The organism is Paenibacillus sp. LjRoot56 (genome assembly GCF_964253335.1).
In the GTDB taxonomy this organism is placed as follows: Bacteria; Bacillota; Bacilli; order Paenibacillales; family NBRC-103111; genus Paenibacillus_E; species Paenibacillus_E allorhizoplanae.
Genome location: NZ_CAXURV020000003.1, coordinates 292,316 through 318,071 on the forward strand (window position 1 = coordinate 292,316; position 25,756 = coordinate 318,071).

At 48.1% G+C, this 25,756-nt stretch carries 21 protein-coding genes; 4 read left to right on the top strand and 17 right to left on the bottom strand.

All coding sequences use genetic code 11. The annotated features are described in order from the left end of the window. Positions 1–6 precede the first annotated feature (6 nt). The 3 genes from ruvX to alaS form a co-directional block, all read right to left on the bottom strand. A complete protein-coding gene (gene ruvX, locus ACSQ8O_RS20290) occupies positions 7–423 on the bottom strand; it encodes a Holliday junction resolvase RuvX (RefSeq protein WP_436243138.1) in 417 nt (138 codons plus the stop codon). Between the two features lie 17 nt (positions 424–440). Next, on the bottom strand, positions 441–701 hold the full coding sequence (locus tag ACSQ8O_RS20295) for an IreB family regulatory phosphoprotein (RefSeq protein ID WP_028555746.1): 261 nt from the start codon (positions 699–701) through the stop codon (positions 441–443). 110 nt (positions 702–811) lie between these two features. Continuing rightward, a complete protein-coding gene (gene alaS / locus ACSQ8O_RS20300) occupies positions 812–3,439 on the bottom strand; it encodes an alanine--tRNA ligase (RefSeq protein ID WP_436243139.1) in 2,628 nt (875 codons plus the stop codon). Positions 3,440–3,836: 397 nt separating this feature from the next. Here alaS and ACSQ8O_RS20305 point away from each other — a divergent pair, with 397 nt between their 5' ends. Further along, positions 3,837–4,067 carry a DUF3951 domain-containing protein gene (locus ACSQ8O_RS20305; protein ID WP_436243140.1) on the top strand — a complete coding sequence of 77 codons (231 nt, stop codon included), beginning with the start codon at positions 3,837–3,839 and terminating at the stop codon, positions 4,065–4,067. Positions 4,068–4,452: 385 nt separating this feature from the next. Here the strand turns inward: ACSQ8O_RS20305 and ACSQ8O_RS20310 are convergent, their stop codons facing one another. The 8 genes from ACSQ8O_RS20310 to ACSQ8O_RS20345 form a co-directional block, all read right to left on the bottom strand. Then, positions 4,453–5,562: an SGNH/GDSL hydrolase family protein gene (locus ACSQ8O_RS20310; protein ID WP_436243141.1), complete on the bottom strand. Its 1,110-nt coding sequence runs from the start codon at positions 5,560–5,562 to the stop codon at positions 4,453–4,455. Between the two features lie 181 nt (positions 5,563–5,743). Continuing rightward, positions 5,744–6,499, bottom strand: a complete 756-nt coding sequence (locus ACSQ8O_RS20315) for a Cof-type HAD-IIB family hydrolase (protein WP_436243142.1) — start codon at positions 6,497–6,499, stop codon at positions 5,744–5,746. 154 nt (positions 6,500–6,653) lie between these two features. After that, positions 6,654–7,643, bottom strand: coding sequence for a Gfo/Idh/MocA family protein (locus tag ACSQ8O_RS20320; RefSeq protein ID WP_436243922.1), 990 nt, complete (start codon positions 7,641–7,643; stop codon positions 6,654–6,656). Between the two features lie 62 nt (positions 7,644–7,705). Continuing rightward, positions 7,706–8,707 carry a Gfo/Idh/MocA family protein gene (locus tag ACSQ8O_RS20325; protein WP_436243143.1) on the bottom strand — a complete coding sequence of 334 codons (1,002 nt, stop codon included), beginning with the start codon at positions 8,705–8,707 and terminating at the stop codon, positions 7,706–7,708. Between the two features lie 17 nt (positions 8,708–8,724). Next, positions 8,725–9,897 (bottom strand): ROK family transcriptional regulator, encoded by a 1,173-nt coding sequence (locus ACSQ8O_RS20330; RefSeq protein ID WP_436243144.1) that lies wholly within the window; start codon positions 9,895–9,897, stop codon positions 8,725–8,727. Positions 9,898–9,944: 47 nt separating this feature from the next. Continuing rightward, positions 9,945–10,787, bottom strand: a complete 843-nt coding sequence (locus ACSQ8O_RS20335; RefSeq protein WP_436243145.1) for a carbohydrate ABC transporter permease — start codon at positions 10,785–10,787, stop codon at positions 9,945–9,947. Between the two features lie 27 nt (positions 10,788–10,814). Further along, positions 10,815–11,762 carry a carbohydrate ABC transporter permease gene (locus tag ACSQ8O_RS20340; RefSeq protein ID WP_056610470.1) on the bottom strand — a complete coding sequence of 316 codons (948 nt, stop codon included), beginning with the start codon at positions 11,760–11,762 and terminating at the stop codon, positions 10,815–10,817. A 63-nt stretch (positions 11,763–11,825) separates the two neighbouring features. Further along, positions 11,826–13,277, bottom strand: coding sequence for an ABC transporter substrate-binding protein (locus ACSQ8O_RS20345; protein WP_436243146.1), 1,452 nt, complete (start codon positions 13,275–13,277; stop codon positions 11,826–11,828). A 311-nt stretch (positions 13,278–13,588) separates the two neighbouring features. Here ACSQ8O_RS20345 and ACSQ8O_RS20350 point away from each other — a divergent pair, with 311 nt between their 5' ends. Then, positions 13,589–14,761: an ROK family transcriptional regulator gene (locus ACSQ8O_RS20350; protein ID WP_436243147.1), complete on the top strand. Its 1,173-nt coding sequence runs from the start codon at positions 13,589–13,591 to the stop codon at positions 14,759–14,761. A 136-nt stretch (positions 14,762–14,897) separates the two neighbouring features. Here the strand turns inward: ACSQ8O_RS20350 and ACSQ8O_RS20355 are convergent, their stop codons facing one another. The 6 genes from ACSQ8O_RS20355 to cymR all read right to left on the bottom strand — a co-directional run bounded on the left by ACSQ8O_RS20355 (position 14,898) and on the right by cymR (position 23,342). Continuing rightward, positions 14,898–18,944: an FIMAH domain-containing protein gene (locus ACSQ8O_RS20355; protein WP_436243148.1), complete on the bottom strand. Its 4,047-nt coding sequence runs from the start codon at positions 18,942–18,944 to the stop codon at positions 14,898–14,900. 834 nt (positions 18,945–19,778) lie between these two features. Then, positions 19,779–20,849 (bottom strand): AI-2E family transporter, encoded by a 1,071-nt coding sequence (locus tag ACSQ8O_RS20360; protein WP_436243149.1) that lies wholly within the window; start codon positions 20,847–20,849, stop codon positions 19,779–19,781. Positions 20,850–21,003: 154 nt separating this feature from the next. Beyond that, positions 21,004–21,207, bottom strand: coding sequence for a hypothetical protein (locus tag ACSQ8O_RS20365; RefSeq protein ID WP_028555750.1), 204 nt, complete (start codon positions 21,205–21,207; stop codon positions 21,004–21,006). A 7-nt stretch (positions 21,208–21,214) separates the two neighbouring features. Further along, positions 21,215–21,736 carry a PRC-barrel domain-containing protein gene (locus tag ACSQ8O_RS20370; RefSeq protein ID WP_056610460.1) on the bottom strand — a complete coding sequence of 174 codons (522 nt, stop codon included), beginning with the start codon at positions 21,734–21,736 and terminating at the stop codon, positions 21,215–21,217. Between the two features lie 29 nt (positions 21,737–21,765). Further along, on the bottom strand, positions 21,766–22,914 hold the full coding sequence (locus tag ACSQ8O_RS20375) for a cysteine desulfurase family protein (protein WP_436243150.1): 1,149 nt from the start codon (positions 22,912–22,914) through the stop codon (positions 21,766–21,768). Between the two features lie 8 nt (positions 22,915–22,922). Next, positions 22,923–23,342 carry a cysteine metabolism transcriptional regulator CymR gene (gene cymR / locus ACSQ8O_RS20380; RefSeq protein WP_056610615.1) on the bottom strand — a complete coding sequence of 140 codons (420 nt, stop codon included), beginning with the start codon at positions 23,340–23,342 and terminating at the stop codon, positions 22,923–22,925. A gap of 413 nt (positions 23,343–23,755) precedes the next feature. Here cymR and mnmA point away from each other — a divergent pair, with 413 nt between their 5' ends. Both mnmA and ACSQ8O_RS20390 read left to right on the top strand, forming a co-directional pair. After that, positions 23,756–24,844 (top strand): tRNA 2-thiouridine(34) synthase MnmA, encoded by a 1,089-nt coding sequence (gene mnmA, locus ACSQ8O_RS20385; protein ID WP_436243151.1) that lies wholly within the window; start codon positions 23,756–23,758, stop codon positions 24,842–24,844. Between the two features lie 60 nt (positions 24,845–24,904). Then, the gene (locus ACSQ8O_RS20390; protein ID WP_436243152.1) at positions 24,905–25,594 is read left to right on the top strand and encodes an AlkZ-related protein; all 690 of its coding nucleotides are present in this window, start codon (positions 24,905–24,907) and stop codon (positions 25,592–25,594) included. Positions 25,595–25,756 lie beyond the last annotated feature (162 nt).

Genomic DNA, 25,756 nt, shown 5'->3' on the forward strand with positions numbered 1-25,756 from the left:
GTTCATTCACCTCTTCATATTGGCATCCATATACCCTTGTAGAATTAGCTGTGCAGCCATCTTATCAATGACTAGCTTCCGTTTCTTCCGACTTACATCCGCTTCAAGAAGCGTCCGTGTCGCAGCTACGGTTGTTAATCGCTCATCCCATAGGTGTACTGGTACACTGATTTTTTGCTCTAATTCTTGCGAAAAGGCAATCGCAATCTCGCCGCGGGGGCCAATCGTATTGTTCATATTCTTGGGCAACCCCACTACAACCTGCGATACGCCATATTCATTAACAATCTGTATAAGCCGTTCAATGTCTTCTCCCGGCTTATTGCGTCGAATCACTTCAAACCCTTGGGCCGTCCATCCAAGCTCATCACTTAATGCGACACCAATGGTTTTATCCCCATAATCCAAGCCCATCCATCTCATGCTGGTTCTCTTTTCTTCTATTTGTGTTGACCCAGATAAGCACGAACTAATTCTTCAATCAGTTCATCCCGTTCCCGTTTACGAATGAGGCTTCTCGCATTATTGTGACGCGGAATGTAGGCAGGATCTCCCGAAAGCAAGTAACCAACAATCTGGTTAATCGGATTATACCCTTTTTCCTGAAGAGCATCATACACCGCCAGCAATACATCCTTCGGCGAAGTTTCGATCTCTTCCGCCTTCACATTGAACTTCATCGTTTTGTCCATGGAACTCATCAGGAGCACCCCACTTCCTTGTGACCTTTGTAAAATAATTGAAAAAACTTGCGTTATACATGTGATATATTCTCTATGGTTTTAAAAATTCCTGTCCATTAGAAAAATAATTATACGAATTGGGAAAGTAGCCCCTCGACACTCGCTAACGCCGCTTGCAATTTCGATGCATCCTTACCACCGGCTTGCGCCATGTCTGGACGACCGCCACCGCTGCCGCCAACGGCCCCCGCGACTTCTTTAATAATTTTACCCGCATGGAAGCCTTTGGAAACCAGATCAGGTGTTACAGCAGCAACTAGATTGACTTTATCTTCTGCAGCAGCACCGAGAACGATAACAGCCGAACCCAACTTCCCTTTCATTTCATCAACGATGTTACGAAGAGAATCCATATCAGCCGCATTGACTTGAGCTGCTAGAACGGAAACACCTGCAACTTGTTTCACTTGATCCGTGAGCGAACCTGCTTCAATACGACCAAGCTTTCCACGAAGTGACTCATTCTCACGCGCCAGCTCTTTCAATTGCTGTAAGGTAGCATCAACGCGTTTAGGAACATCCGTGATGTTCGATTTCAGCAAGCCAGCTGCTTCTTTTAACAGTTGCAGTTGACCATCCAAATACTCATACGCACTGCGTCCAGAAACGGCTTCAATCCGACGTACGCCGGAGCCAATCCCTGATTCACTTACAATTTTGAATAAGCCGATTTGACCTGTATTTTGGACGTGACATCCTCCACAGAGCTCTAAGGAATAATCGCCGACTTGTACAACGCGAACGATGTCGCCATACTTCTCACCGAATAGTGCCATAGCGCCCATTGCTTTCGCCTCTGCGATCGCTTTGAGGGAAATATCTACATTCGTGCTATTCCAAATTTGTTGATTCACACGTTGTTCTACGTCTTGCAGCTCTTCACTAGTGATAGAGCCGAAATGAGAGAAGTCAAACCGCAAGCGATCTGGTTCAACGAGGGACCCCGCTTGATTAACATGCGTGCCCAACACTTCCTTAAGGGCTTTATGCAGCAAGTGAGTCGCTGTATGGTTTTTAATGATATCCGTACGTGGTGCAGACGCTACAATCGCCTCTACCGAGTCACCTTTGCGAAGTACGCCAGATTCAACAATAACCTTGTGTACATGTTGGCCATGCGGCGCTTTCATCACATCAACAACCTGCAGAGTGACTTGTCCATTACGAATCGTACCATGATCACTAACTTGACCACCGCTCTCTGCATAGAAAGGCGTACGATCTAGAACAACCTGACAAGTCTCACCAACTCCGACAAGCTCCACGAGCTCATTCTCATGCACAATCGCTTCGATATTAGCAGTAACTACCAATTCATTATATCCAACAAATTCGCTTTTAATCGTTAATTCGGACAGTGGTCCGCCTTGAACCTTCATGCCGCCTTCTTTGTTACTAGCTGCACGAGCGCGATCCCGCTGCTCCTTCATGGAAGCATCAAAGCCAGCACGATCAACGGTTAACCCCTTCTCCGACGCAAAATCCTCCGTCAAATCAAACGGGAAGCCGTACGTATCATAAAGTTTGAAAGCATCCGGCCCGCTGATTTGGTTCGTGCCTGCTTGCTGCGTTTTCTGAACCATCTCGGCAAGAATGATCAACCCGTCGCTCAACGTCTCATGGAAACGTTCCTCTTCGGTACGGATCACTTTCTCGATGAACTCACGCTTATCTACAACCTCTGGGTAATAAACACCCATGATGTCGCCAACCGTAGACACCAGCTTGAATAAGAATGGTTTATCAAGTCCAAGTACTTTCCCATAACGAACTGCCCGGCGAAGCAAACGGCGAATGATATAGCCACGACCTTCATTGGAAGGAAGCACGCCATCTCCAACGGAGAAAGCTACTGTACGGATATGGTCAGCGATGACTTTAAGAGCCACATCATGCTCTTCATTTACATGGTAAGTAACACCAGTAAGCTCACACGTTTTCTCAATGATCGGCAAGAACAGATCGGTATCGAAGTTCGAGTCAACATCCTGAAGAATGGAAGCGAAACGCTCCAATCCTGCGCCTGTATCAATATTTTTATTAGGAAGCGGTGTGTAGCTACCATCGGAGTTGTGGTTGAACTGTGTGAACACAAGGTTCCACACTTCAAGGAAACGCTCATTCTCGCCGCCAGGCCAGCACTCTGGATCAGACAAGTCACCGTATTTATCGCCGCGATCGTAGAAAATTTCTGTACAAGGACCACAAGGACCTTCACCAATATCCCAGAAATTATCTTCTTTCAACTTATAAATACGCTCTTCTGGAATGCCGATTTGTTTGTTCCAAATGTCAAAAGCTTCCTCATCATCTTCGTGAACGGTTACTGAAATCCGATTCGGATCAAAGCCGATCCATTGCGGATCTGTTAGGAACTCCCAAGCCCATGGAATAACTTCTTTCTTGAAATAATCACCAATAGAGAAGTTGCCCAGCATTTCAAAAAAGGTATGGTGACGACGTGTTTTACCTACATTCTCAATATCATTGGTACGAATACATTTCTGAGCATTCGTAATCCGTGGATTCTCTGGGATTTCACGTCCATCCAGATATGGCTTTAACGGTGCAATCCCTGCATTAATCCACAATAAAGATGGATCGTTGTGCGGGACTAACGAGGAGCTCGGCTCAACCTTATGCCCTTTACTTGCGAAAAATTGCAACCACTTCGAACGAATTTCACTTGCTTTCATCTCTGTGAGCCTCCATATTTAGGATAAGTTTACAAAAAACAAAAAACGCCCCTGCAGCTAACAGGGACGAATAATCGCGGTACCACCCTGGTTATTGGTTTCGTACTCCCCTTGCCAACGGCGTAGAGCGAATCCAATCTCCTTGTGCGGATTTGTAACGGGTCCAACCGGTGGAGTTCATCCACACTCCGAAACGAGCTTTGGGCCATCCTAGCACCGAAAGGTTCTTCCAGCCGATCTTCGCAGTTTTCGCTGCCAAGCGGAACCTCTTCTCTGACGATGAGCTATGGCTTACTAAGTTTCATCAACGCTTTAATTCACATATAGATAAGGCAAATTATAACTTTATGGGGGTTGCCTGTCAATATTAGGGCATTTTACGGTAGAATATAGTCATATGGAGGTGCTTCACATAGATATTTCAACACTTACTTTGCTCGGTCTCATTTTCCCCATCTTCGTCTTAATCATTTACATAATGGTGAAAACAGTCATTAAGAAGCAAATTCCGGACAGCCGTTACAATCCGTTTGACTACATAACGGGGCAATCACATGTCGAATTTCAAGAACAAAAGGAACAAAAAGAGGAAGATGACAGCCAGGGTGATATGATATTCCAGAATTAATTAGAAAACGAGCCCGCGAATCCGCGTTGCTCCGTTTTTGTTCTTGCAGAATTTATTATAATTAATTGTGTGAAGCGGCAAAGAAACAGTTTTTTGCAGAATTAGTTAGAAAAAAATTTACTGAGCTCCATTTCCAATTGTATAAATATGCATAAACAAATCATCATTCAGAAGCAACACGATGTTCAAGAATGTCTACTTGAAGTCGATCCATTCTTTTCCCCCACATAAGAACCAGTTCTCATAACGAGTTCCGCTTTGGCCGTATTCCGGAAGACACTCAAATTGGGAATACCAGCGTACTGCGCGAAGCTTGGAAAGTCGTATGTAATCACGACAAGCCGGCTGCAAATAGCTGCCGGCTTGATTGTACGCTATGTAAATATTATAAAAGCAGTGTTTTTAGAACTGGTTCAAGTGCGTCTGCCATCCGCAGAAAACCAAGATCCGTTGGATGCGAGCCGTCTACTGTGCATTCGAAGAAATCTTCATTACCGAGCGATCCGGAGCCGTCGAAGAAATAAATATTCAAGTCCCCTTGCTCCCGCAACTCGTTAACGAGAGACTGTTCGAAACGCTTACGTTCCATTCTGGCCTCGTACAAGTGTGGGGTCAGCTCCTCACGCGCGTAACGAATTCGCGAAACAACCAAGATCGGTGTTACCGGATGAACTCCCCTATAAATTCTAATAAATTCCGGAAGTGTCTTACGGAAAAGTTCGGTGCTCACGCAATTGCCTTCATAATCAATGACCATACACGCAGGGTCATTTATCTGCGAAATGATTTCGGCAAGCTCCGGCTCTCCCTTGCCGCTTCCAGAGAAACCAAGATTAATAAATTCCAGCGGAATTCTTCGGCTCAAAATGTTCGTATAAGCCATGCCAGGCCGCGAGGCGCAGCCGCCTTGCGTAATCGAAGTTCCATAGATGACTACTTTCTTTCCAGAAGCGTAGTTGGGAGGAGCGGTTACGGTTGCGCCCTCATCTAAACCGATCCATATCTCCTCCACCCCTTGATAGAGCGGCAAGTTAAGGACGATATTACGCATCGAGGCATTCCAATTGGTAAATAACGCACATTCATACTCGGTGAGAGTGAGATCATATTTCGTTGTGTTGACGTACCTTAGGGGAAGGAGACTGTCGGGAGAACCCACGTAGCAATCGATGCCGCATTGTCCGGTTGCCGGCATATGGACCATATTGGCTTTGCCTTTCAGTTTCACCCTTACCGATAGAGAAGAGGAATCCGACTGAAACCGGATTTGTCCTCCTGCAGTATGATTGGCTAGGCGATCGACGGCTTCAGGAGTAGCCCCGGATGGTAAAGTCGGCAATCTGCGATAGATTTTTTCTTGCGCAAACCAAGCTAACCCGGAAATTTGAAAAGGCTGCTCCATAGGGGAATACCAATGAATCAAGCCATCGAATGTTTCATTGGGACGCATTCCGGGATCGTATTGCTCTATCAGATTCTTCTCTTTTTTTTCCACATGACCATTCCTTCCATAAACAATGGTGTATAATCGTTTACGACTCAATTCTTATTTACAGGAATGCAAGTTTTGCCTGTACTTTGATTACTGAAGGGGAGCGGTGAAGTTTACGACTATGTTTTCCCCCTACCTTTATACCTGCACTAACCCCCGGCTCTCAGGCCCCTTATACAATTGATCAGAACTCGGTTATGTCCAGACCAAAAATAAATTTTTGCACTACCTTGGCGACACCGTCCTCGTTGTTGGACGCAGTGACGGCATCAGCGATCGCCTTGACCTGCTCCTCAGCGTTGCCCATCGCCACGCCAAGCCCAGCCGCCCGCAGCATCGAAATATCATTCTCGCTGTCGCCAACCGCCAAGACCTGCGCCATCTCGACGCCGAGCAACCGGCAAACCTCCCGCACGCCGCTTTCCTTCGTGATCCCCTTGACAGAGATCTCCACATTGACCGGAGCGGAAGAGGTAATCTCCAGTTCACCCCAGCCGAACAGCTCCTCACGGATACGCGCCACTACCCCCAAATCGTCATGCTTCATGCCGAATTTCATCCAATCCTTTTCGAACAGCTCTTCGCTCCAATTCCCCTGGCCGGACAGGCTCTCCACGGAATAGCCCCAGAAATGCGCATCTTCTCGGAGAGCCAGGTCATGCAACCGTCGAACCGTTTCGCGGGGCAAATAGGTGCGAGTCATCAACTGGTTCGGCCCTTCCCAAATCTCCGCTCCGTTCAACATAACCATAGGCGAATCGAGCTCCAGTTCCTCCCAAAAAGAGCTTGCGGTCTGCATCCCCCGCCCTGTAGCGAACATTACGGTTACCCCACGATCCACAGCTTTCCGGAGCCACTTCTTCGTTTCTTCCGTCAGCTGCTTATCGTCGGTAAGCAGCGTGCCGTCCATATCCAAAGCCAGCAATTTATATTCAGGCATTCCCTTGATCTCCTCCACGCTCTCTTTCCGATTACAACGACAGACAGTCGACAGGCACTTTAATATGCGCTTCAACACCAAGCCTACTTAACCCGCTTGCCCACTAAATCCAATAATTTCTGCTAAAATGATTCCTGCGACAGCTTATTTCCTGCTAAGCCTTCACGCGTCCACTTTCATCCAAAGTTACCGGCTCACCCCGGCGAACCGACTCGTAAGCCGCTGCAGCGACAGCAGCCGACCGAAGGCCCTCCTTGCCGGTAATCGGCACTTCCCTGTTGTTTCTTATCGCATCGATGAAAGCCTTCACCAGACTGCGGTTCATATCGTCTCCCCAGTGGCTCCACTGGGCTTTCATTCTCTCGTCGCTGTAGACCTCGCTCTTCTGGCCAAAGGCATCGACGGTAAGCAGACCGTTCGTTCCTACAATCTCCATCGTAACATCGCCCCAGTAAGGGAAGGACTTCGTGCGCGACCAGCTGGTATCGATCGAAGCAAAAGCTCCGTTCGCGAACTTCACGTGCAGTATCCCGGCGTCATCCACTGGAATCTCATGAAACAGGGTCGCAGCTTCAGCGTACACCTCCGTTACAGGACTGTCCAACATCCAGTTGAGCAGATCCATGACATGAACGGAATGGTCCAGTAGGGCGCCTCCACCCGACAGCGCAGGATCAATGAACCAACCTCCTGGCATGGTGCCTCGGTTCGAGCCTTTCACTGCAACGACCTCGCCGATCTCGCCCCTGTCGATCGCTGCCTTGGCCTGCACAACTGCAGGAAGGAAGCGGCAGGGAAACGCTGTCATCAGCCGGACTCCGTTCTTCTCGCAGGCAGCCACCATCTGTTCCATTTCCTCCACGTTCAAGCCTAGCGGCTTCTCACACAGCACATGCTTTCCCGCTTCCGCTGCGGAAATCGTGACCTCGGCATGATGAACGTTCTCCGAGCAGATGACCACCGCATCACAGCCGCTGCTCAGCAGCTCACGGTAATCCGCAAAATAACGGATTTCGGCATCCTCCTGCAAATATGGCTCCACCCGAGCACGGTTCTCATCCGCTATGCCCGCTACCTTCACACCTGGTAGCATCCGGAGCTGGCGATAGAAGACGGCAGCATGGCCATGGGCGAAACTGATCATACCTATCTTTAAAACATTCGTTAACTCAGTCAATACGTCTCTCCCCTTCCTGTCCAACTTCATCACTGTATACGTACCGGACGACCTGTGGCGGCGGATTCAATCGCGGCAAGGCCCGTCTGCAGCGCACTTCGGGCGTCAGCGATCGTTATGTCCGGCTCGGCGCGGGTCTGCAGACATTCCACGAAATGAGCGAGCTCCAAGTAATACGGATTATACATAGAAGGGCTTTTGGGAAGCGGGAGAGCAGGGGTCTCAGGCAAATCGTTATTTACTTTGAACATCTTGAGCGAAACGGCTTCCTCACTGTTAAAGCGGATGACACCTCCACTGCCGGCCAGTTCCACGCTCGTCGTGAAAGGGCCCGGAAATCCCCAATAGCCCTCGAGATGCGCAATCCCGCCATTCTCAAAACGCAGGGTAGCCAGGGCATAGTCGAGACCCTCGTGCCTACGGTTCATTGCATACACGGATACGGCCTTCCCGAAGATGCTTTGAGCAAAATCAATATCGTGAATCATTAGGTCGAGTATCACTCCGCCGCTGATCTCACTATTGGTGTACCAAGTCTTCGCAACACCCGGATTACCGCCCATCCGTCTTGTATGCAGCACTCCGGGCTTCCCGACTACTCCATCTGCAGCCTTGCGGCGTATATCGGTATAGCTTGGGAAGAAGCGAACCACATGACCGATGAACAGCCTTACTCCCTGCTGCTCGCAGACAGCAGCCATCTCATCCGCTTCCTCGAGCGACAAGGCGAATGGCTTCTCGCAAATGATATGCTTCCCGAGACGGGCGGCCCTGAGAACAAATTCCTTATGCATATGCGTTGGTAAGCAGATATCTAAAACCTCCGGACACGCCTCCGACACCATTTGATCGAAATCCGAAAAAGCCTTTGTCTCCAACCTCCCGGCAAGCGCCCGAGCTGCTTCTTCCTGCATATCACACACACCGACAAGCTTAATACCGGGCATTCTAATCCATTCAGCCCCATGGGTACGGCCCATTGTACCACAGCCGATTACAGCAATCTTCATACAGGATTCTCCTTTTCGCAAAACAGCCTTAACCCCCGTTAAATGACTGATAAATGTATCGGCGGAACGTCGAAGAACCGGTTCATGACCAGCCCAGCCGCCAGAACCGAATCGTCCGGTGTCTGCTCCAGCCGAAGAAGTCGGACCTTACGGCAGGATTCCGGAATGTTCTCCAGAATATGCTTTCTAAGCGGGTCCATCAGATAATTTCCCGTATGGTCCAGCACCTTGCCGGTAAACAGTACATGATCTGGGTTCAAGAAGGTGATCAAGTTACTGAGGGCGGAGCTTACCGCCTCTGCCATCTTTGAAAGCCACTCCCGCGCAACCGGATCCCCTTCCCGAATCCGATTCCCGAACTCCTCCAGCGTAAATCCCAGGTTGCGCTTCATTCCGCTTCCAGAGACCAGCGTAGTCAGGCAGCCCTTGGCTCCGCAGTGGCACGGCAGGGCTTCGATGCCGAAGAACGTTTTACAATGCCCCAGCTCGCCCGCCACATGTCCGGCCCCCGAATTCAGTTGCTTGTTCATCACATGAGCTCCGCCGATGCCGTAATCCAATTTTACTGTCAGGTTATGATTCGATGCAGCCAGGCTTCCGTTCAAATTTTCCACAAGCGCAAGCAGGTTCGCGTCATTCTCCAGATAGACCGGCAGGTTGTAATGCTGCTCAAGCCTTTCCCTTAGCGGGAAATTCCGCCAATGCAGACCTGAAGAAAGCAGCACGACGCCGTCCGTGGAATCGACCAGCCCCTGGATACTACATCCGATGCCTTTGAGCTGGTTCATCTTCGGCACCCGTTTTAGCAAATGGTCGATCACCTTAACGATGCACTCGACCTTATTCTCATCATGGTCTTCATTACTACCGGAAAACATCGTTTCCGTGACTTCGCAGATGGGTACATTCCGGAAATCCACCAGTGTACCACGCACGTATTTGACCGCAACCTCGATCCCGATGGCGAATAAATTTCCGCTTTTGACGACAAGTGGAACGGGCTTGCGGCCCACCCCGTTTTCCAACGGAACATTTTCCTGCAAAATATCTTCTCTAAGCAGCCTGTTTACAATGTTCGTAATCGTCTGCGGGGTCAGTCCCGTTTTCTCCGCTAGATTTACCCGGGAGATCGGCCCTTCTGCGTAAATCAATCGAAGCACCTTCTGCTGATTCACAGACTTCAGCCATTTACTGCTTGTGTTCTCGTTCATTTGTGCACAAGACAGCTCCTTCCTATCGCTATCCCTTTTCTCTCTACCTAGCCCTTAACCGCACCTAAAGTGGCGCCCTGCATAATCATCCGCTGGAACAGCATGAACACAATGATCGAAGGCACCATCGCAATCATCACCCCTGCAAACAACGTAACCCAATCCGCCGTAAACTCCATCATTTTATTGGCTTGGTACATCTGCACCGCAATCGTGTATTTCTCCGGATCGCTCAAATAGATGAACGGACCCATAAAGTTGTTATAGTAGCCAAGGAATTTAAAAATCGCAACCGTAACAATGCCCGGAGTGGACAAGGGAACGATCACCCGCCAGAGCACCTGGAAGATCGAAGCGCCGTCGATATGAGCACTTTCCTCCATGTCCTTGGGCAGCGACTTCATAAAGCCTCCGAGCAACATTAGATAGAACACGCTCTCCCCCAGGGAGGACAATAAGATTAACCCCGTTAAGCTGTTCGTCAAATGCAGCTCCCTCATGATCACGTACTGCGGCACCAGGGCGTTAATCCCAGGCAGGAACAAGGAAAGCATAATAAGGCCCCAGATCAGCTGCCGTCCCTTAAACTCCATCCGGGTCAAGGCATAAGCATTAAGTGTAGTAAAAAAGAGACTTACTACAAGGCTTCCGCCCACATAATAAAGTGTATTTAACAAGGATTGACCGAAGCCATATTCGGTCCAGGCAATGACATAATTCGACCATTGCGCTTGTTTGGGAAGGCTCCAGATGTCCTTGAAAAATTCCGGATTGGACTTCAGAGACTCATAGAACACCCACACCAGCGGAAACAGGATTGATAAAGCCCACACATACAGTACCAAACGCCACACAACGTCCATAAACGTCATTTTTTCCTTCAATTTCATCTTCTCCCCTCTTTAAAAAATATGTTCCTAATACTCTACGCCCCGGTTCGGCAGAAACTTATCCATCAGCAGTTTGGCCGTGATCAAGATGACAAACAGAATCATACCGACAGCCGATGCGTAACCGTAGTTGATGTACTCTTTACCGAAAGCAAGGTTGAACATATAGAGACCGATTACATCCGTGGAGCCGGATGGGCCGCCATTAGTCATAATCAGAATAAGCTCGAAAGTCTTGAGCGTACTGATCACGAGGAACAGTGCGCTGACCCGGACGACGGGCAGAATGAGCGGCAGCGTAATCTTGAATAACCTCGTCATATGTCCTGCGCCTTCGATAATAGCCGATTCATACAGCGACTTGGGAATGCCCGACATTGCATTTACAAAAATGATGACATAGAGCCCGACGCCTCCCCAAACCCATGGTGGGATCAGCGCCCACAGTGCAGTACTATCGTTGCCCAGCCAATAAAAATGGTTCATATCGATCCCGAGCAGCTTCAGGCCGCTGTTAAGCAGGCCGTATGTGCCGTCATATATGAACGCCCATAATAAAGCAACGACGACAATCGATAAAACGTTCGGAAAAAAGAACAGGATTTTCAGGAACTCATTTTCCACATAACTCTTGTATGTGACCAGATAAGCAAGCAGTAAGGAAATGAGCACGACCAGCGCCGGTACCGTCGCCATAAAAATAAGATTGTGTTTAAGCGCCCGCCATACATACTCGTCCTGAATCGCGGTAACAAAGTTGCTGAGCCCTACAAACTTGGAATCCGTAAGCCCGTCCCAATCCAATAACGCATAGTAAACGGATAAAACATTCGGAAACAGCGTGAACAGCAGATAGCCCCCGAACGGCGGCACGACAGCCAGGATGAGAAAAATCCACTTCTGAGTCCGCGCTTTATCCAGTCCCATGCGGCCGGAATAAGAGGGTTTAACTTTCACTACAGTAGGTTCGGACAAAGGAAGTCAACTCCTATCAAGGGAAATGGAAAAGCGGAGAGGATCCCCTCCCCGCCTATAAACTTATTTCTTCTGAGCTTCTACGGCTTTCTTGAGCAAAGCGTCTGCTTCTTCGAGAATCGGCTTCGGATCCTGCTTGCCTAATACGATCTTCACCGTGGCTTCCTCCATCATCTTATTGGCTTTGGCCAGGTTCGGATCGGAGATGCTAACGGTTCTGTGCGGCTTATACGACCGGGCATCGTTATCCTTAATATACTTCAGAATCGCCTGCGCAGAGGTGGAAAGCTTAACGACTTTACTTGAATCGTCAATCAAGTCTTTTCTCATCGGGAGGGCGCCCGCTTTTTCTGCGGCAAACTGCTGGTTATCCAGCGTCATCAGCCACAGAATGAACTCCTTGGACCACTTCTTGTTCAGATCAGGCTTGCCGGCCCACATGTATTGGAAGTTGGTGATTCCACTTCGGATCCAAAGCTTTTGTTCCACCTTATCCCTGAACGGCACCGCCATAAAGCCCCATTTGAAGTCTTCCGGAGTGGTCTTCTTCATTTCGTTCTCCACATGGCTTCCTGTGGAAACCATCGCGGCCTGTCCTTGAATCACCTGCATCTGGGACTGGGTATGGTTTAACGCCGGCAATCCTTCCGGGAAGTATCCCTTCTTGCCAAGCTCATACAGGCGGTTCCAGTGTTCCAAGCTTTCCTCGCTGGTAAATTGAGGGACATTGTACGTTTTATAGTTCTCGATTACCTTATCTGCGTTTCCTTTGATATCGGCCAGCTCAAACTGCTTTGCAGGTCCAAAGGCCCAGTCATAGTAATTAGGGTAAACTCCCGGGAAAGTAATCGGAGCAAGGCCGTCCGCCTTAATTTTGGCAAGCAGGTCGTTAAACTCGGCCCATGTCTTCGGATTCTGGTTCCAGCCCTTCTGCTCGAACAGCGTCTTATTGAAGAACAATCCTCCGTAAGAGCTCGAGGTGGCAAACTCGTATACCTTTCCGTTCACCTTGGTGAACGATTCGGCGAGGCCCGGCATCATGAGTTCCTTCATTGCTTTGCCCGGTACGTCCGGAAGCTTTTTGTCGAACATGTCATCGAAAGGCTCGAGCTTACCGGCTTCTGCCAGGGAAATGATTCCCTGTGCTCCGGACGGCGGCGTAGTGTTGAAAATGTCGAACATGTCGTTATCGTTGCCTGCGGAAACTTTCGTTTGAATCATGTTCTTCATGTCCGCAGATGCTGTAACGTCGAAGGAAACGTTCGGGTATTTGGCCTGGAAGGATTTTACGGCATAATCGAACCATTCCCTTCCATAGCCTCCCATGAAGAAGCCGATCTTCAGCGTCACTTTTTCCGTCTTCGACAGCCCGTTTTCGTAGACATCTTCTTTAGTCTGATTCTGAGGCTGAGTAGCGGAAGGATTTTCCGTTTTTCCTGTACACCCTGCAAGCAGAGAACCTGACATAGCAACTGCCAAGCTTAAAGCCGTAAGCTTTCCAAATTTGTTTCTCATACTTAAACCCCCCTCGAATTAATAAAGAAAATTGATTTATTAAATCCAATAATACAGTGTAATTGTTTGGCGATGATTATCGTTTTGTAAGGGATCTGTTAAAAATTGCTGATTAATAAGGTTTGAACGCGCTTACAATTTACACTCGATTAATAAATCAATTTTATTTATTATTATCCTACCTCTTTTTTCTTTTTGATACAATAGAAATCTTTCGACAAAATCCCTGACTTTACCCAGTAATGACCTGCGTGGTAAACTAATTTCTACTAAGAGTATAAACGTGTTCAGTTCAAGGAAGAGGTCGACTTATGTCCACATTGAAACATGCAAGCCACACGCTGCTTAAATCCATCAATCAGCAGAAAGTGCTGCATCTGATCTATTCGGAATGTCCGATCTCCCGTGTAGAGTTAGCTATAAAAACCGGACTTAGTCAGCAAACCGTCACCAACATCGTCAACCGGCTTCTCGAGGATCAAGTGATCGTTGAAGGCGAACCGCAATCCCTTGAGAGCGGCAGCGGCCGTAAGCGCGTTCCCCTGCTGCTTAACGGTTCCCGATTCAGTGCGATCGGCATTGAATTGTCAGGCACATCGGCACGGGGAGCGGTATATAATTTTCAGCACGTCCGCTTGGCGGAAGCTGAAGTGAAGGCAGACCGTTACGAGACCGAAGAGGACTTGCTCCGGGTGATCCGCAGCGTGATCGACAAACTCATGGGCCAGATCCCTGACCCTACCTCCCTGAAAGGAATCGGCTTCAGCGTCCATGGACTCGTTGACTCCTCCGAAGGCATTCTGCTTCGCTCGCCGGGGCTCGGCTGGAAGCGGATACCGCTGGCAAAGCTGCTCGAGGATGAGTACGGGCTGCCCGTCTTTCTGGAGAATGACACCAATCTGCTTGCACTCAACGAAAATATGGGCGGAAGTCTGATTTCCTCCAAAAACAATGTGACGCTTAGATTAGCCAGAGGCATCGGTGGCGCCATCGTCGTAGAGAAGCTGCTGGTCACCGGCTCCTCCTTCGTAGCAGGCGAGGTTGGCCACTATAAGGCGTTTATGCCGCCCTACGATTATGAGTGCTACTGCGGCGGCAGAGGGTGCCTAACCACATTGGCTTCCTCCAGGGGCTTGCTGCGGACGCTCGGTCGGAGTTGGGAGCAGTTCAACGAAGCTGTCCGCGCCGGAGACCCCGAAACCGTTCGGCTGAGCGAGGTGGTGAGAACGGCGATCGTTTACTCCGTTGCCAATATCGTCACCCTGCTCAATCCGGACCGGGTTCTGCTCACCGGGTTTATGCTACCGGTATGGGGGGACTCATTCGTCGACGAACTCAAAGCGCGAGTGATGGCCCAAGTGCCGGAAACGTGCCGGAATGTAGAGTTCCTACATCTCACCGACGTCGAGGACGAGACTGCACTGGCCGTCGGGCTTGTCCTGCAGAGCGTGTTCAAGATCCCGCTCGACAGCTTGTCGCTGTGACTGGCAGTCACTGCTCGGTTGTACATCAGTAAACTGGAAATACAGGGTTATAGAAAGATATTTTCACAACGAAAAACCCCTGGAAGAGATGAGCAATCTTCCAGGGGCTTTTGTTTATTTGCGTCTTCCAAGCAGGTTATTGGTTCCAGACTCGAAGCAGGGCCGCAGCTTTATCATTCATCCACTGCCTGGCGTCGGCTGTCGCCAGTTCTTCAAGTGCTTTATTGTTGAGATGCTTAATAAAGTCCTCGATCTTCTTGGCTGCCTGATCCTGCTGTCCATTCTGCACATGGCTCTCCGCCTGGCTCAGCGTATTCTCCAGCTGTTTGGCCAGAGGATGGGTAACCTTACCGGAGGCAATAAAGCGCTGCAGTCCGGTCTGCAGAGCAGGCAGGTCGATCGATGTCTTAAAACTTACCGGCTCGCTGAGCACAGATTCTGCTCCCGACGAGTGTACGGCCTTGACCTGGAACGTATACACCGTATCCGGCTCCAGTCCCGTCAAATTGTACACCGTGCCGGTCACCGTGGAGACGGTCCCATGACTACCATACACCTGGTAGGTCACGTTGCTTCCGTCGGATGCCGTTATCGGGGACCAGCTCAGCTGCGCCGAACCCGCGGTCACGTCTGCCGCCTTCACGCCTTGCGGCGCTTCAACGGTAAGGCGGGTGCGGAAGGACCAAATATCCGAGTACGTCCGTCCACCGAAGCTGTCCTCCGCCAGTGCGTACCATTCATAATTCGTGCTGCCTTTCAGGCCGTTCCAGTTGACCGTGGCTGTGGAACCGCTGGCCGCCTGCGCCGATCCAATTGCATCGTTAGCGTACACTTTTACCGTCATCGCGTCGGTCGCCACTCTTTTCACCATCGGCTTCAGGTCCACCGAAAGCTTAAACTCGTCCTTGCTCGGATCGTAATGATTGTAATCGTCCAAATACGGCGAATACGTATTAACATAGACGGTATCCGTCTTCGTATCAAAATGCAGAAGCTTCAAATATCCGTTTCCGCCATTTGGAATGCCCTGGTAATCATTAAGAATCTGGTACACTTTGCGATCCGGCTGTCCGTCCTTATTATCGTCTAGCTGGTCGGTACGCAGCGAACTTCCGGTGAAATGACCGCTCATGACCATCCATACGTTCGGATTCGGTACTACGACCTTCTGATAGATCTGGTTGCCGGTTGCGGATCTAGTTGCGTTATTTTGCAAATATTCATGAACCACAATGACCGCTTTACGATCCGGATACTGCTTCAGAACGCTGTTCATCCAGTCCATATCCTCATCATTCATGCCCCAGCCCATGTAGACGAAAATAAAATCGTTGCCGCTTGCCGATATCAGGTCATAGTGACCTTTGTTATCTTTGTACGACTCTCCGTAGTAAGGCTTATCCTTAAAGCGGTTCTCTCCGAAATACTTCGAGAATTCCGAGTAATCCGGCACTGACGTCGCTCCTCCGTCGAACACGTCATGGTTGCCCGCGACTAAACCCCAAGGAATTTGGGCGTCTTCCACCACCTTCATAAACTTATCCGCACGTTCCCACTGTCCTTTGATGCCTGCGGAGTTTACAATGTCCCCCACTTGCATCACATATTGAATATTCATCGATTCTTTGGCGTCGCGCAGGAAATTGACTTGGGACTCAAAATACTCCGGCTGAATTTCCGCGTAGATCTGTGTGTCCGGGATAGAGGCAATGGTAAAATCGTACTGCTCACGGCGCGGAATCTCGTCCTGAATCAGGACTTGGACTTTGCCGTTTCTTGCATAATTGCCGCCGTCCACCGCCGCTGAGAGGTTAAAGTCTTCCTCGGAAATGGCCACTGTGGACGCTAGGGAATCCCACTTTGCCGCAGTATGATTCCATGCGTACAAACCTACTTTACGACCCTTGAGCGAATGCCCTTCCCAACTTAGCTCGAGACGATCGCCGGCGCCGGTTTCCGCCATCACTTCCACTTCAAAGCGCTGATAAGGAAACTGTTCAGTAGAGTCATTAGTGACGTAACGGTCATCGGAGGCTCCGGCGGCTGTTTGTTCTTCGGCGGTCAGCTGCGTTTCTCCCGGACTCGTCAAGGTCAAAGGAGGCTCTACATCAGCCGCATGCTTGTAAGCGGTCACTCCCGCGTCCGCGGCGGTGATCTTTTGCCCTTTAAAGAACTTCACGTTCAGCGGGTCGCCTGTCGGATCGGAAACCGATACCTGCAGGCTCACGTTCGTGTCCGTATCCTGTGCACCGTCCGCCGGCGCCGCTAGGAGCGGCATACCCGGAAGCTCTGCAGGCGTTGTGAACTTGGTCGTTTTCTCCGTCGATTTGCCCCCGGCGTCTACAGCCTTAAGCACAAGATTATGCTCCCCCGGAGTGAGAGCCGCAGAGGAGGTGGAATACGGAACCTCAATGAGCTTGCCATCCAGTCTCACCTCGAAGGATTTGACGGAGGAAGCCGCATCCGATGCGGAAGCTTGTATCTCAAAAGCCCCTTTGTAAGTGCTGCCTTCCGTAATATTCGCAGTTACAACCGGACCTTGATTGTCTACCATCACGCTCGCTGTGTCCTTGCTGCCGTCAGGCAGAGTCACCTCGACCCGATGAGGTCCGTCAACGGCTGCTGCGGTGTTCCATCGGTAGGAGATCCCGTCCCAATAGCGCTCGGGAATCGTGAAGTTGAAGTACACAACCGGAAGGAAGCGTCCGTTATCTCCCATGTCCAATATGGTGGCCGGATTCGCATATTTCGGGTCGCGGATGACCGTACCGTCCGCCAAAACAAGCCGGACATTGCGGATATTGAAATCATCCAGGCCGGGCTCCGGCTGGTTCTCATAATAAGGTCGGGTTGATGAACCCGCTCGCAGTGCAATTGGATTCGCCTGACCGTACTTGAACAAATCGGGCCGTACCGGCACCACCATGGTTTTGTAATCATTGGTTTGGAACGGAATCAAGTACAGCGTCTCGCTGCCCATGGTGGTCACGTTCTGCCCTACATTTATGTCGTCCGCTTCAAATACAAAATAAGCCGTTTTCTCCATGGCTCGTTCCGTTGGACTGACCGGCTGGCCGTCGATCGACAGCGACATGGACCCTGCGGTGGTAGACGAACCGATCAGAACCCGCTCACCAGACAGAACATCGCCATCAAGAACATTCAGCGCAGGGCTTTTCTCATTCCCAGCCAAGCTGATCGTTTTCGGAGCCGTTGACGTTGTGTTGAAGGTATCGGATGCTTGGAAATAGTAGTCGAGTGTCGGGCTCCCGAACCATTCCATCATCTCCAACGAGTAGCGGAAGCGTCCGTCGGCGCCGCGAGGCGAGGTTAACATTTTATAATTCGTCGTCTTGTTGGATTTATAGTATAGATTAACGGACGCAAGAAGACGATCATCTGCCGCTTCGGCCATCAGCTCAATTGGCTTGATCAGGTCAATGGCGGAGTGATCTGAAAGATCCTTTACCGACGGCGGGACAGGGTCGTTCACAGTGAGGACAGGCTCCGCGGGTACATTAGCCGGGTTGAAGGTTCCCGGGGAGGCCGGCAACGTCTTGGAGCTGAGCTTCTTCATATCGAGACTGCCGGCGTCTGGAACGCCGTACTCGATACTCATATCCGCAGCTGTATCGATCACGCCTGGATTAAAGCTCGCACGTACAATGTCGGTTCCTGTATTAGTAGCTACTACGAGGGTTCTTTCCCTCAGGTTGTTAAGACCGCCGGGAATCCGGACAATGTCTTTATTTTCAACGAGCGAGGTTTGAAAATGCTGATTAAAGTCAGCCACCGTCTTGGGCTCCCCTGACGCCGTAACCGCCCAGAAAACCATGGCCTGCTTAGGCTGGATGATAATCTGTTTATCGGTGTAAGGCCGCCAGAATAAATCTTGGCCGGGCTCCCCTGGGTACCTGTATAAAATAGAATAGTCCTTGAAGTCGATCGGCTGGTCGCTGTTGTTATAAACCTCTAGGTACTCGTAGGGATCCTCTCCCAGTGCATCGTCTCCACCGGAGTCAGGGACCATTTCAGTAATGAGCATGCGGGGGCTTCCAGTGCCCGCTTCGATGGCGGCTGCGCTTTCTGCAGCTGCAGAGCTGCTAAGCGTCAGCAGAGAGCCGGCGACAAGCTGTGTGACCATTAGGCAGGTGAAGCAGCGGGTTAACAGTTTCTTGTTCACTTGTTAGTCATCTCCTTGTTTTCAATTTTCACAATGATTTCGAAGTACAGGAAATAGCTTCATTCGTTTATTTAATTAATAAATCATTTAGATTTATTAATTATCGATAAATATCATTCGCCATCAATGCAACGTTTCCTCTTTTGTTTTTGTAAACATTTTTTTGAGATATGGAAATGAGATTGGGTTATTAGTGAAGGTATAAGCAGAGCCGCGGCATATTTTGATAGCGGAGATTCCAGTTCAAGCTGCAAAAAAAGAAGCAGACAACAACTGAGACTCATCAGATGCCTGCTTCTTTTTGTATCTTTATTCATTAAATTATATAAAAATGTTTTTTTAAGTATTTCCGAAACAAAACGTCTAATAAGCTATTCTAAAAAAAATAATAATAAAAAAATATAATAATAAGAAGGAAGGATGATAAAGACAAGCATCTGAAATAGTCATTTATCCCGTTTAATTTTATCAGAAAATCACCGTTGACAATGATTCTCAATAGAAGTATACTAATTTTATTGATAATGATTTTCATTACCACTTAAGGAAGTATAAGTTTTCAGTTCCTGAAAACAGCTTTCTGAATGGCGATAAAATTTACCGCTTAACGCGGTCGCTCATCAATGAATGACTTCGATAGAAATTTTCTCATCGAACACACAATTAACAGCTTGTTTATTACTCACTTATTCCGTAGTCCATTTCATGGTTTACGTATGGGCCACAACCTTTTCTAACTCCTCAACCCTCGTGCAAAACCCTTTGAACCATGATCCCGCAAGTCATGGCTCAAGGGGTTTTGTGCGTCTTTTGCTTGTTTCCAGATCAATTTGTCTAGGTTGTTTGCTTATGAACGAAGTGGATGAACACATGCTGGATGATGACTTTCATTACGGCGAAGAAGGGTACCGCCAAGATCAATCCCACAACGCCAGCTACTTCTCCACCAACAAGCAAGGCGAAAATGATAAATAGCGGATGCATGTGCAGCGTTTTACCTACGATTTGTGGCGAAATCACATTCCCCTCGAGAATTTGCACCGTCAAATTGACAAGTGCGACGAACAGCACCATTTTCAACGAGACAGTTGAAGCCATAATAATAGCCGGTGCTGCACCCAAAAAAGGCCCCATATACGGGATAATATTGAAGATCGCGACAACGCTGGCGAGCAATAACGGGTACGGCATTCCTATTAGCCAGTAGCCCACATACGCTAGCACACCAATAATCAAGCACACGAGGAGCTGCCCGCGTATATAGTTGCCAAGCGCCGTATCAATGTCCATGAGCAGGGAGACGGTTTTTTTGCGATGCTTCGTCGGTACAATGGCTAGCGCGGTTTTCTCGATAATCTGAAAATCCTTCAAGATGTAGAAAGCCAGGAACGGCACAATGAAAGCTATAAACAGCATATTGATCGTCGTCCCAATTTGATTCATGTAATTCGCAACCGCCATGGAAATCTTCGTCTCCAGTTTCCCTATGGAATGATTAAAGCCATTTCGAACACTGTCAGGCAGCAGTTGATTTTGATTAAAGCCATCAACAAGGGACTGTGCTTTCATCGCCATTTGTGGCATATGTTCATTTAATTCAGCAGCTTGCTCCACAAACATTGGTGTCATATTCATAATAATGACCGTCACTGATGTGATAAACACACTATAAATCAACAATACGGCAATTGTTCTCGGCATTTTGCGTTTGTTCAGAATCGTGACAACAGGATTTAAAATATACGAGATGATTATCGCTATAAAAAACGGCATCACGATGGCTTTAATGAATGTGAAAAAGTGGAACAAGATAGGTTTAATCAGCAAAAGCAAATATAACCCGACTAAGATTAATAAGGCATATATCAACCCCACAAACCATTTATTACTCCAAAATCGTTCCATGCTGCCTCCACCTCTGTCATTTGAATTCAATGTAACGTTCATACAGTATGTGTACTAGCTGTCCAATTTAATCCTGACTTGGCACCTTATGACAAAAAAAGCGTTATTGTTCAAGCGATTCCTCGCCTGACCAATAACGCTTCAACTGTTAACTTTAGTTCACGTGCTCGTGGATATGAGAAACTTCTTCCTCAAAAAACAAATCATCCAGAGAACTTAACGTTCCATCTTCCTCAACTTGATAAACGGACATCTTATCTCCGTTTACGCTGAGTTCAATGAAACAACCCCAACAGTAAAATTGATGGGAACCGATCTTTCCAATATCTTTGGAATTACAGTTTGGACAACGCATCATGCTCACCCTATTCTTCTTTGGATACGAAGAGTTCTTCTACTTCCTGAGCGCAATGTCCAGGCACGATGATTGCATCTTCCCCCATGGTTGCCGATTCTGGCATGGGAAGCCACTTTCGCCCTTCTTTTAAATCAGAAATAAACCCTTCGGACAATTCATAACCTACTATTTGTTTACCCCAATTCTGGTTTAAATAAACATCTTCTACCACGCCTAATTCGTGCCCTCCCACTGTGATGACCGGGAGTCCCTTAATCTTGTCGCTTCCCTCAAGAAAAGCATGGCACTCATTCTTCTGCCCAAATTCGCAAATGACACTATCGTTCGGTATGGTTATAGCATCCTCTCCGGCAGCAACGATTCCCTCCCATGAAATGTATCGTAAGGACGAGAACCACGTCTTCGCTTCGAGTATAATGCCGCTTATGTTCCACGTTGGGTCAATCAATAAATCCTTTACTTCACCAACTTGCTTACCCGACTCAACGGTTAACACGGGAAGTCCTATTAATTCATGCGCTCTGCGCAAAGCGTAACGCCTCCTAGAACCACCCAGTACTACTTATTACGCAACCGCTCTATAATGGTTGCAACTTTCTGGGCAGCCGTTTCGATTTGTTCTTTAGAATTCCCCATTCCAAAGCTAAATCGCACAGCGGAGTGTGTCACATTTTCTGGAAGCTTCATGGCTTGTAAGACATGCGAAACTTCAAGTGAGCCAGACGTGCATGCGGAGCCGCTTGCAGCAGCTACCTGTTCTAAATCAAGATTCATTAAAAGTGTTTCTGTAGAAACACCTGGAAAAGAAATGTTCAGAATGTGCGGGACATGCCAAGCCTTATGCCCGTTAATCACAAACCCCTCACAGCCCAATTGCTGTTCTAAGATGGAAATCATGTGTTCGCGTAGCCTACTTGCTTGTGTGTAGTTGCGTTCTTGGAGCGGAAGAATGGTTTCAACTGCTTTGGCGAAGCCGGCAATGGCGGGGATATTTTCAGTTCCAGCCCTTCGCTTGCGTTCTTGTGAACCACCGAATACGTGAGGAAGCAGCTTCGTATGCTTGGAAACGTAGAGGGCACCTGCGCCTTTGGGGCCATAAATTTTGTGGGCAGACAGGCTCACGAGATCGACCGGCAGTTCGGCAAGATTCAGGGAAATCTTCCCTAAAGCTTGCACCGCATCGACATGAAAGGTAATGCCAAGTTTTTGTGCTAGCCGACCAATTTGCTCAATGGGTTGGATAGTCCCTACTTCATTGTTCACATACATCATAGAAATTAAAGCTGTATCGGGACGAATAGCTGCTTCCACATCTTCTATTTGAATAAGTCCATCTGAACCTACTGGGACGTATGTAACTTCAAATCCAAGACTTTCCAATCGTTCACAGGGATGAAGCACGGCGTGATGCTCGATCGCACTCGTTATGATATGCTTTCTGCCAGCTTGATCCCCATGCATGATCCCAAAGATCGCCATATTATTGCTCTCTGTTCCGCCGCTTGTAAAGATAAGCTCACCAGGCAAACAGCCTAAGGATTTCGCCATACCATCACGGAAGCGATTCAACGCAGTTCTTGCCGCACGGCCGAAGCTATGCGTACTGGAAGGATTACCATAATTTGTTGTATAGAAAGGCAACATGGCCTCCCATACATCAGCATGTACGGGCGTTGTTGCAGCATGATCAAGATAAATAGGTTCCATATGTCACCTTAAATGTAAAACATGTAATTATCGTTTTTACCTTTATCCTCAAAAGAAATCAGATTCGCCAATGTTGTGGAGTCCAGCACATCTGCAATGCTATCACGAATACGAATCCACAAGTCCCGTTTGGCGGGATCATCTTCTTCCGTAAAATCTACGGGGCTGATCGGTCCTTCAAGTACGCGAATTACTTCACCTGCAGTTACCTGTTCGGCAGATTTAGAAAGAATATAACCGCCGTAAGCTCCGCGGATACTTTTGACTAAACCCGCATTCCGTAAAGGAGCTACAAGCTGCTCAAGATAATGTTCAGAAAGCTGATGTCTCTCAGCAATGCTCTTCAGTGAAGTCGGTCCTTCACCCACTCGGTTGGCCAATTCCATCATGATCGTTAGTCCATAACGACCTTTTGTGGAAATCTTCAAAATTAACACCTCATTCAACATGATATGCCATCAAGGAGTCTGTATATATCGCTAAAACTTGAGATGCTTACCAAATCTGCTACCCACGCTTTAACACCAGGGTCGTCCCTATCTAGGTAAACAGCGTTTCCATTTTTCGCAAAAACATTCCAAAACATCCGTATATCGTATCTATGTTATCACAAAACCCTTGTAATGTGGGGGAAAAACAATGACATTCTCATGAAATATTTTAATTTTGAGCAATTGGCATGTATAATAGTAGTGTTGAAAATGAACAGCTCTACCAAAGTCAAGTTAAATAAACGACTACGCCGTCCTCCAAGGACGAGAGCGATTATCAAAAAATAGAACCCAAGTATATGTGAAACATATGCCTGCTACTATTTCAAGATGGAAAAGAGGTTTACGCTATGGAAACAAAAAAACGTGTCATCTTAGGAATGTCTGGAGGTGTCGATTCTTCGGTCGCCGCGCTGCTGCTCAAAGAGCAAGGTTATGAAGTCATTGGCATTTTCATGAAAAACTGGGATGATACTGACGAATTTGGTCATTGTACGGCAGAAGAAGATGCAGAGGATGTCAGACGGGTCTGTGACCAGCTCGACATTCCTTTCTATACAGTAAATTTTGAGAAGCAGTATTACGACAAAGTTTTCGCCTACTTTTTGGACGAGTACACCAAGGGTCGCACGCCAAACCCAGATGTCATGTGTAACCGTGAAATTAAATTCGGGGAATTGCTGCAAAAGGTACTCGATTTAGGCGGCGACTACATCGCGACTGGACATTACGCACAAGTGAAGGAACAAGACGGCGAATTCGTGTTGATGCGTGGAAATGATTCGAATAAGGATCAGACTTATTTCCTTAACGTCCTTAATCAAAGTCAGCTTGCCAAAGCGATGTTCCCAATCGGTCACTTGCCCAAGTCCAAGGTACGTGAAATTGCTGAAGCAGCTGGTCTTGCAACGGCGAAGAAGAAAGATAGTACCGGGATTTGTTTCATTGGCGAGCGCGACTTCAAGACGTTCCTCAGCCAATACCTCCCTGCTCGCCCTGGCAATATGGTCGATATTCGCAATGGTGAAATCAAAGGGCGTCATGACGGGTTAATGTATTACACATTAGGCCAAAGACAAGGCCTTGGGATTGGTGGATCCGGCTCTGGTGAGCCATGGTTCGTTGTGGACAAAAATTTAGAGAAAAATGAATTGCTCGTTGTGCAAGGTGAACAGCATCCAGGACTTTACTCCAAGGGTCTGACGGCAACTGATGTGAACTGGATATCTTCGAAAAAACCAGAAGGTCCCTACACCTGTACAGCGAAATTCCGCTATCGCCAAGCGGATCAAGGTGTCGTAATTACCTTGCAACCCGACGGCAGCTGCGAAGTTGTTTTCGATAAGCCGCAAAAAGCAGTTACGCCAGGCCAATCTGTTGTCTTTTATGATGGTGAGATATGTCTAGGCGGCGGTGTGATTGATAAGGTTCATAAGTAAGAGCACGGCAAGCATAAGGGCAAGAAATTTATGCAAAGATTAGTGTGGAGGAGAATGTGTATGGCTATGAATGAGGTAACGATAAAAGCTGATACGTATGAAGATGTGAAAAGGCTCGTTAAGGAAATTGGCATTCTGCCCCTCTCTTCGTTTATCCCTGAGCATCCCTCTCTTGAATCCTTAACGGTCCATGAGCAATGGCATACTGGACTCGAAACAGATCCTTGGTTATGGCGCGATCGCCTTCCTGGTGATGGTCTTGCGGCTTATGGACGTTTTTTCGCCAAGAAACCCTTATTAATTTCTTCTGAGTTATTTCCGTTGATCAAAAACTTACTGGAAGATCCCTACACGGTGGACGAGCGTTATTCGGATGGCGAGCTCTCCAAAGCCGCTGTAGATGTGTATCACGCCATTGCTGGGAATGAAGGCATTGATGTGAAAGCTCTGCGCGCTGCGACCGATTTGAAATCGAAAGAATCCAAAAATGAATTTGATCGTGCCTTGATTGACTTGCAGAGCAAAGCTGATATCGTAATTGCGGGGATTAGTGAGCGTCTGAACGCCAATGGTACGAAAAACGGCTGGAACAGCACCTGTTATATGACCGCTTCGCATTGGATGGAGCTGCATGGCATAGAGAAGAATATACTGCCAACACCTGAAGCTAAAGCTCAGCTGCGAACGCTGCTGCAGGAAAAGTACAGCGAGGCTGCTGGCAAGTATTTAACGAAAATTTTTAAGCTGTAATGGGGGAGGAGCACTTAGGTGCTCCTTTTTTTGTTGGGATGGAGTTGGATATGGCGTGGTGGGATTAGGCTAGAAACAAGAAATATAGATTAAATGTAAAATCTACAGCTATTTCGAAGAAATCTACCTGAAAAATTTGTTTAGATGGATTATCTGTAGTTA

Excerpts from the sequence above, each read along its gene's own strand:
- ruvX (WP_436243138.1), bottom strand. The coding sequence starts at position 423 with ATGAGATGGATGGGCTTGGATTATGGGGATAAAACCATTGGTGTCGCA.
- ACSQ8O_RS20295 (WP_028555746.1), bottom strand. The coding sequence starts at position 701 with ATGAGTTCCATGGACAAAACGATGAAGTTCAATGTGAAGGCGGAAGAG.
- alaS (WP_436243139.1), bottom strand. The coding sequence starts at position 3,439 with ATGAAAGCAAGTGAAATTCGTTCGAAGTGGTTGCAATTTTTCGCAAGT.
- ACSQ8O_RS20305 (WP_436243140.1), top strand. The coding sequence starts at position 3,837 with ATGGAGGTGCTTCACATAGATATTTCAACACTTACTTTGCTCGGTCTC.
- ACSQ8O_RS20315 (WP_436243142.1), bottom strand. The coding sequence starts at position 6,499 with ATGCCTGAATATAAATTGCTGGCTTTGGATATGGACGGCACGCTGCTT.
- ACSQ8O_RS20320 (WP_436243922.1), bottom strand. The coding sequence starts at position 7,643 with ATGATCAGTTTCGCCCATGGCCATGCTGCCGTCTTCTATCGCCAGCTC.
- ACSQ8O_RS20330 (WP_436243144.1), bottom strand. The coding sequence starts at position 9,897 with ATGAACGAGAACACAAGCAGTAAATGGCTGAAGTCTGTGAATCAGCAG.
- ACSQ8O_RS20335 (WP_436243145.1), bottom strand. The coding sequence starts at position 10,787 with ATGAAATTGAAGGAAAAAATGACGTTTATGGACGTTGTGTGGCGTTTG.
- ACSQ8O_RS20345 (WP_436243146.1), bottom strand. The coding sequence starts at position 13,277 with ATGAGAAACAAATTTGGAAAGCTTACGGCTTTAAGCTTGGCAGTTGCT.
- ACSQ8O_RS20350 (WP_436243147.1), top strand. The coding sequence starts at position 13,589 with ATGTCCACATTGAAACATGCAAGCCACACGCTGCTTAAATCCATCAAT.
- ACSQ8O_RS20360 (WP_436243149.1), bottom strand. The coding sequence starts at position 20,849 with ATGGAACGATTTTGGAGTAATAAATGGTTTGTGGGGTTGATATATGCC.
- ACSQ8O_RS20365 (WP_028555750.1), bottom strand. The coding sequence starts at position 21,207 with ATGATGCGTTGTCCAAACTGTAATTCCAAAGATATTGGAAAGATCGGT.
- ACSQ8O_RS20375 (WP_436243150.1), bottom strand. The coding sequence starts at position 22,914 with ATGGAACCTATTTATCTTGATCATGCTGCAACAACGCCCGTACATGCT.
- mnmA (WP_436243151.1), top strand. The coding sequence starts at position 23,756 with ATGGAAACAAAAAAACGTGTCATCTTAGGAATGTCTGGAGGTGTCGAT.
- ACSQ8O_RS20390 (WP_436243152.1), top strand. The coding sequence starts at position 24,905 with ATGGCTATGAATGAGGTAACGATAAAAGCTGATACGTATGAAGATGTG.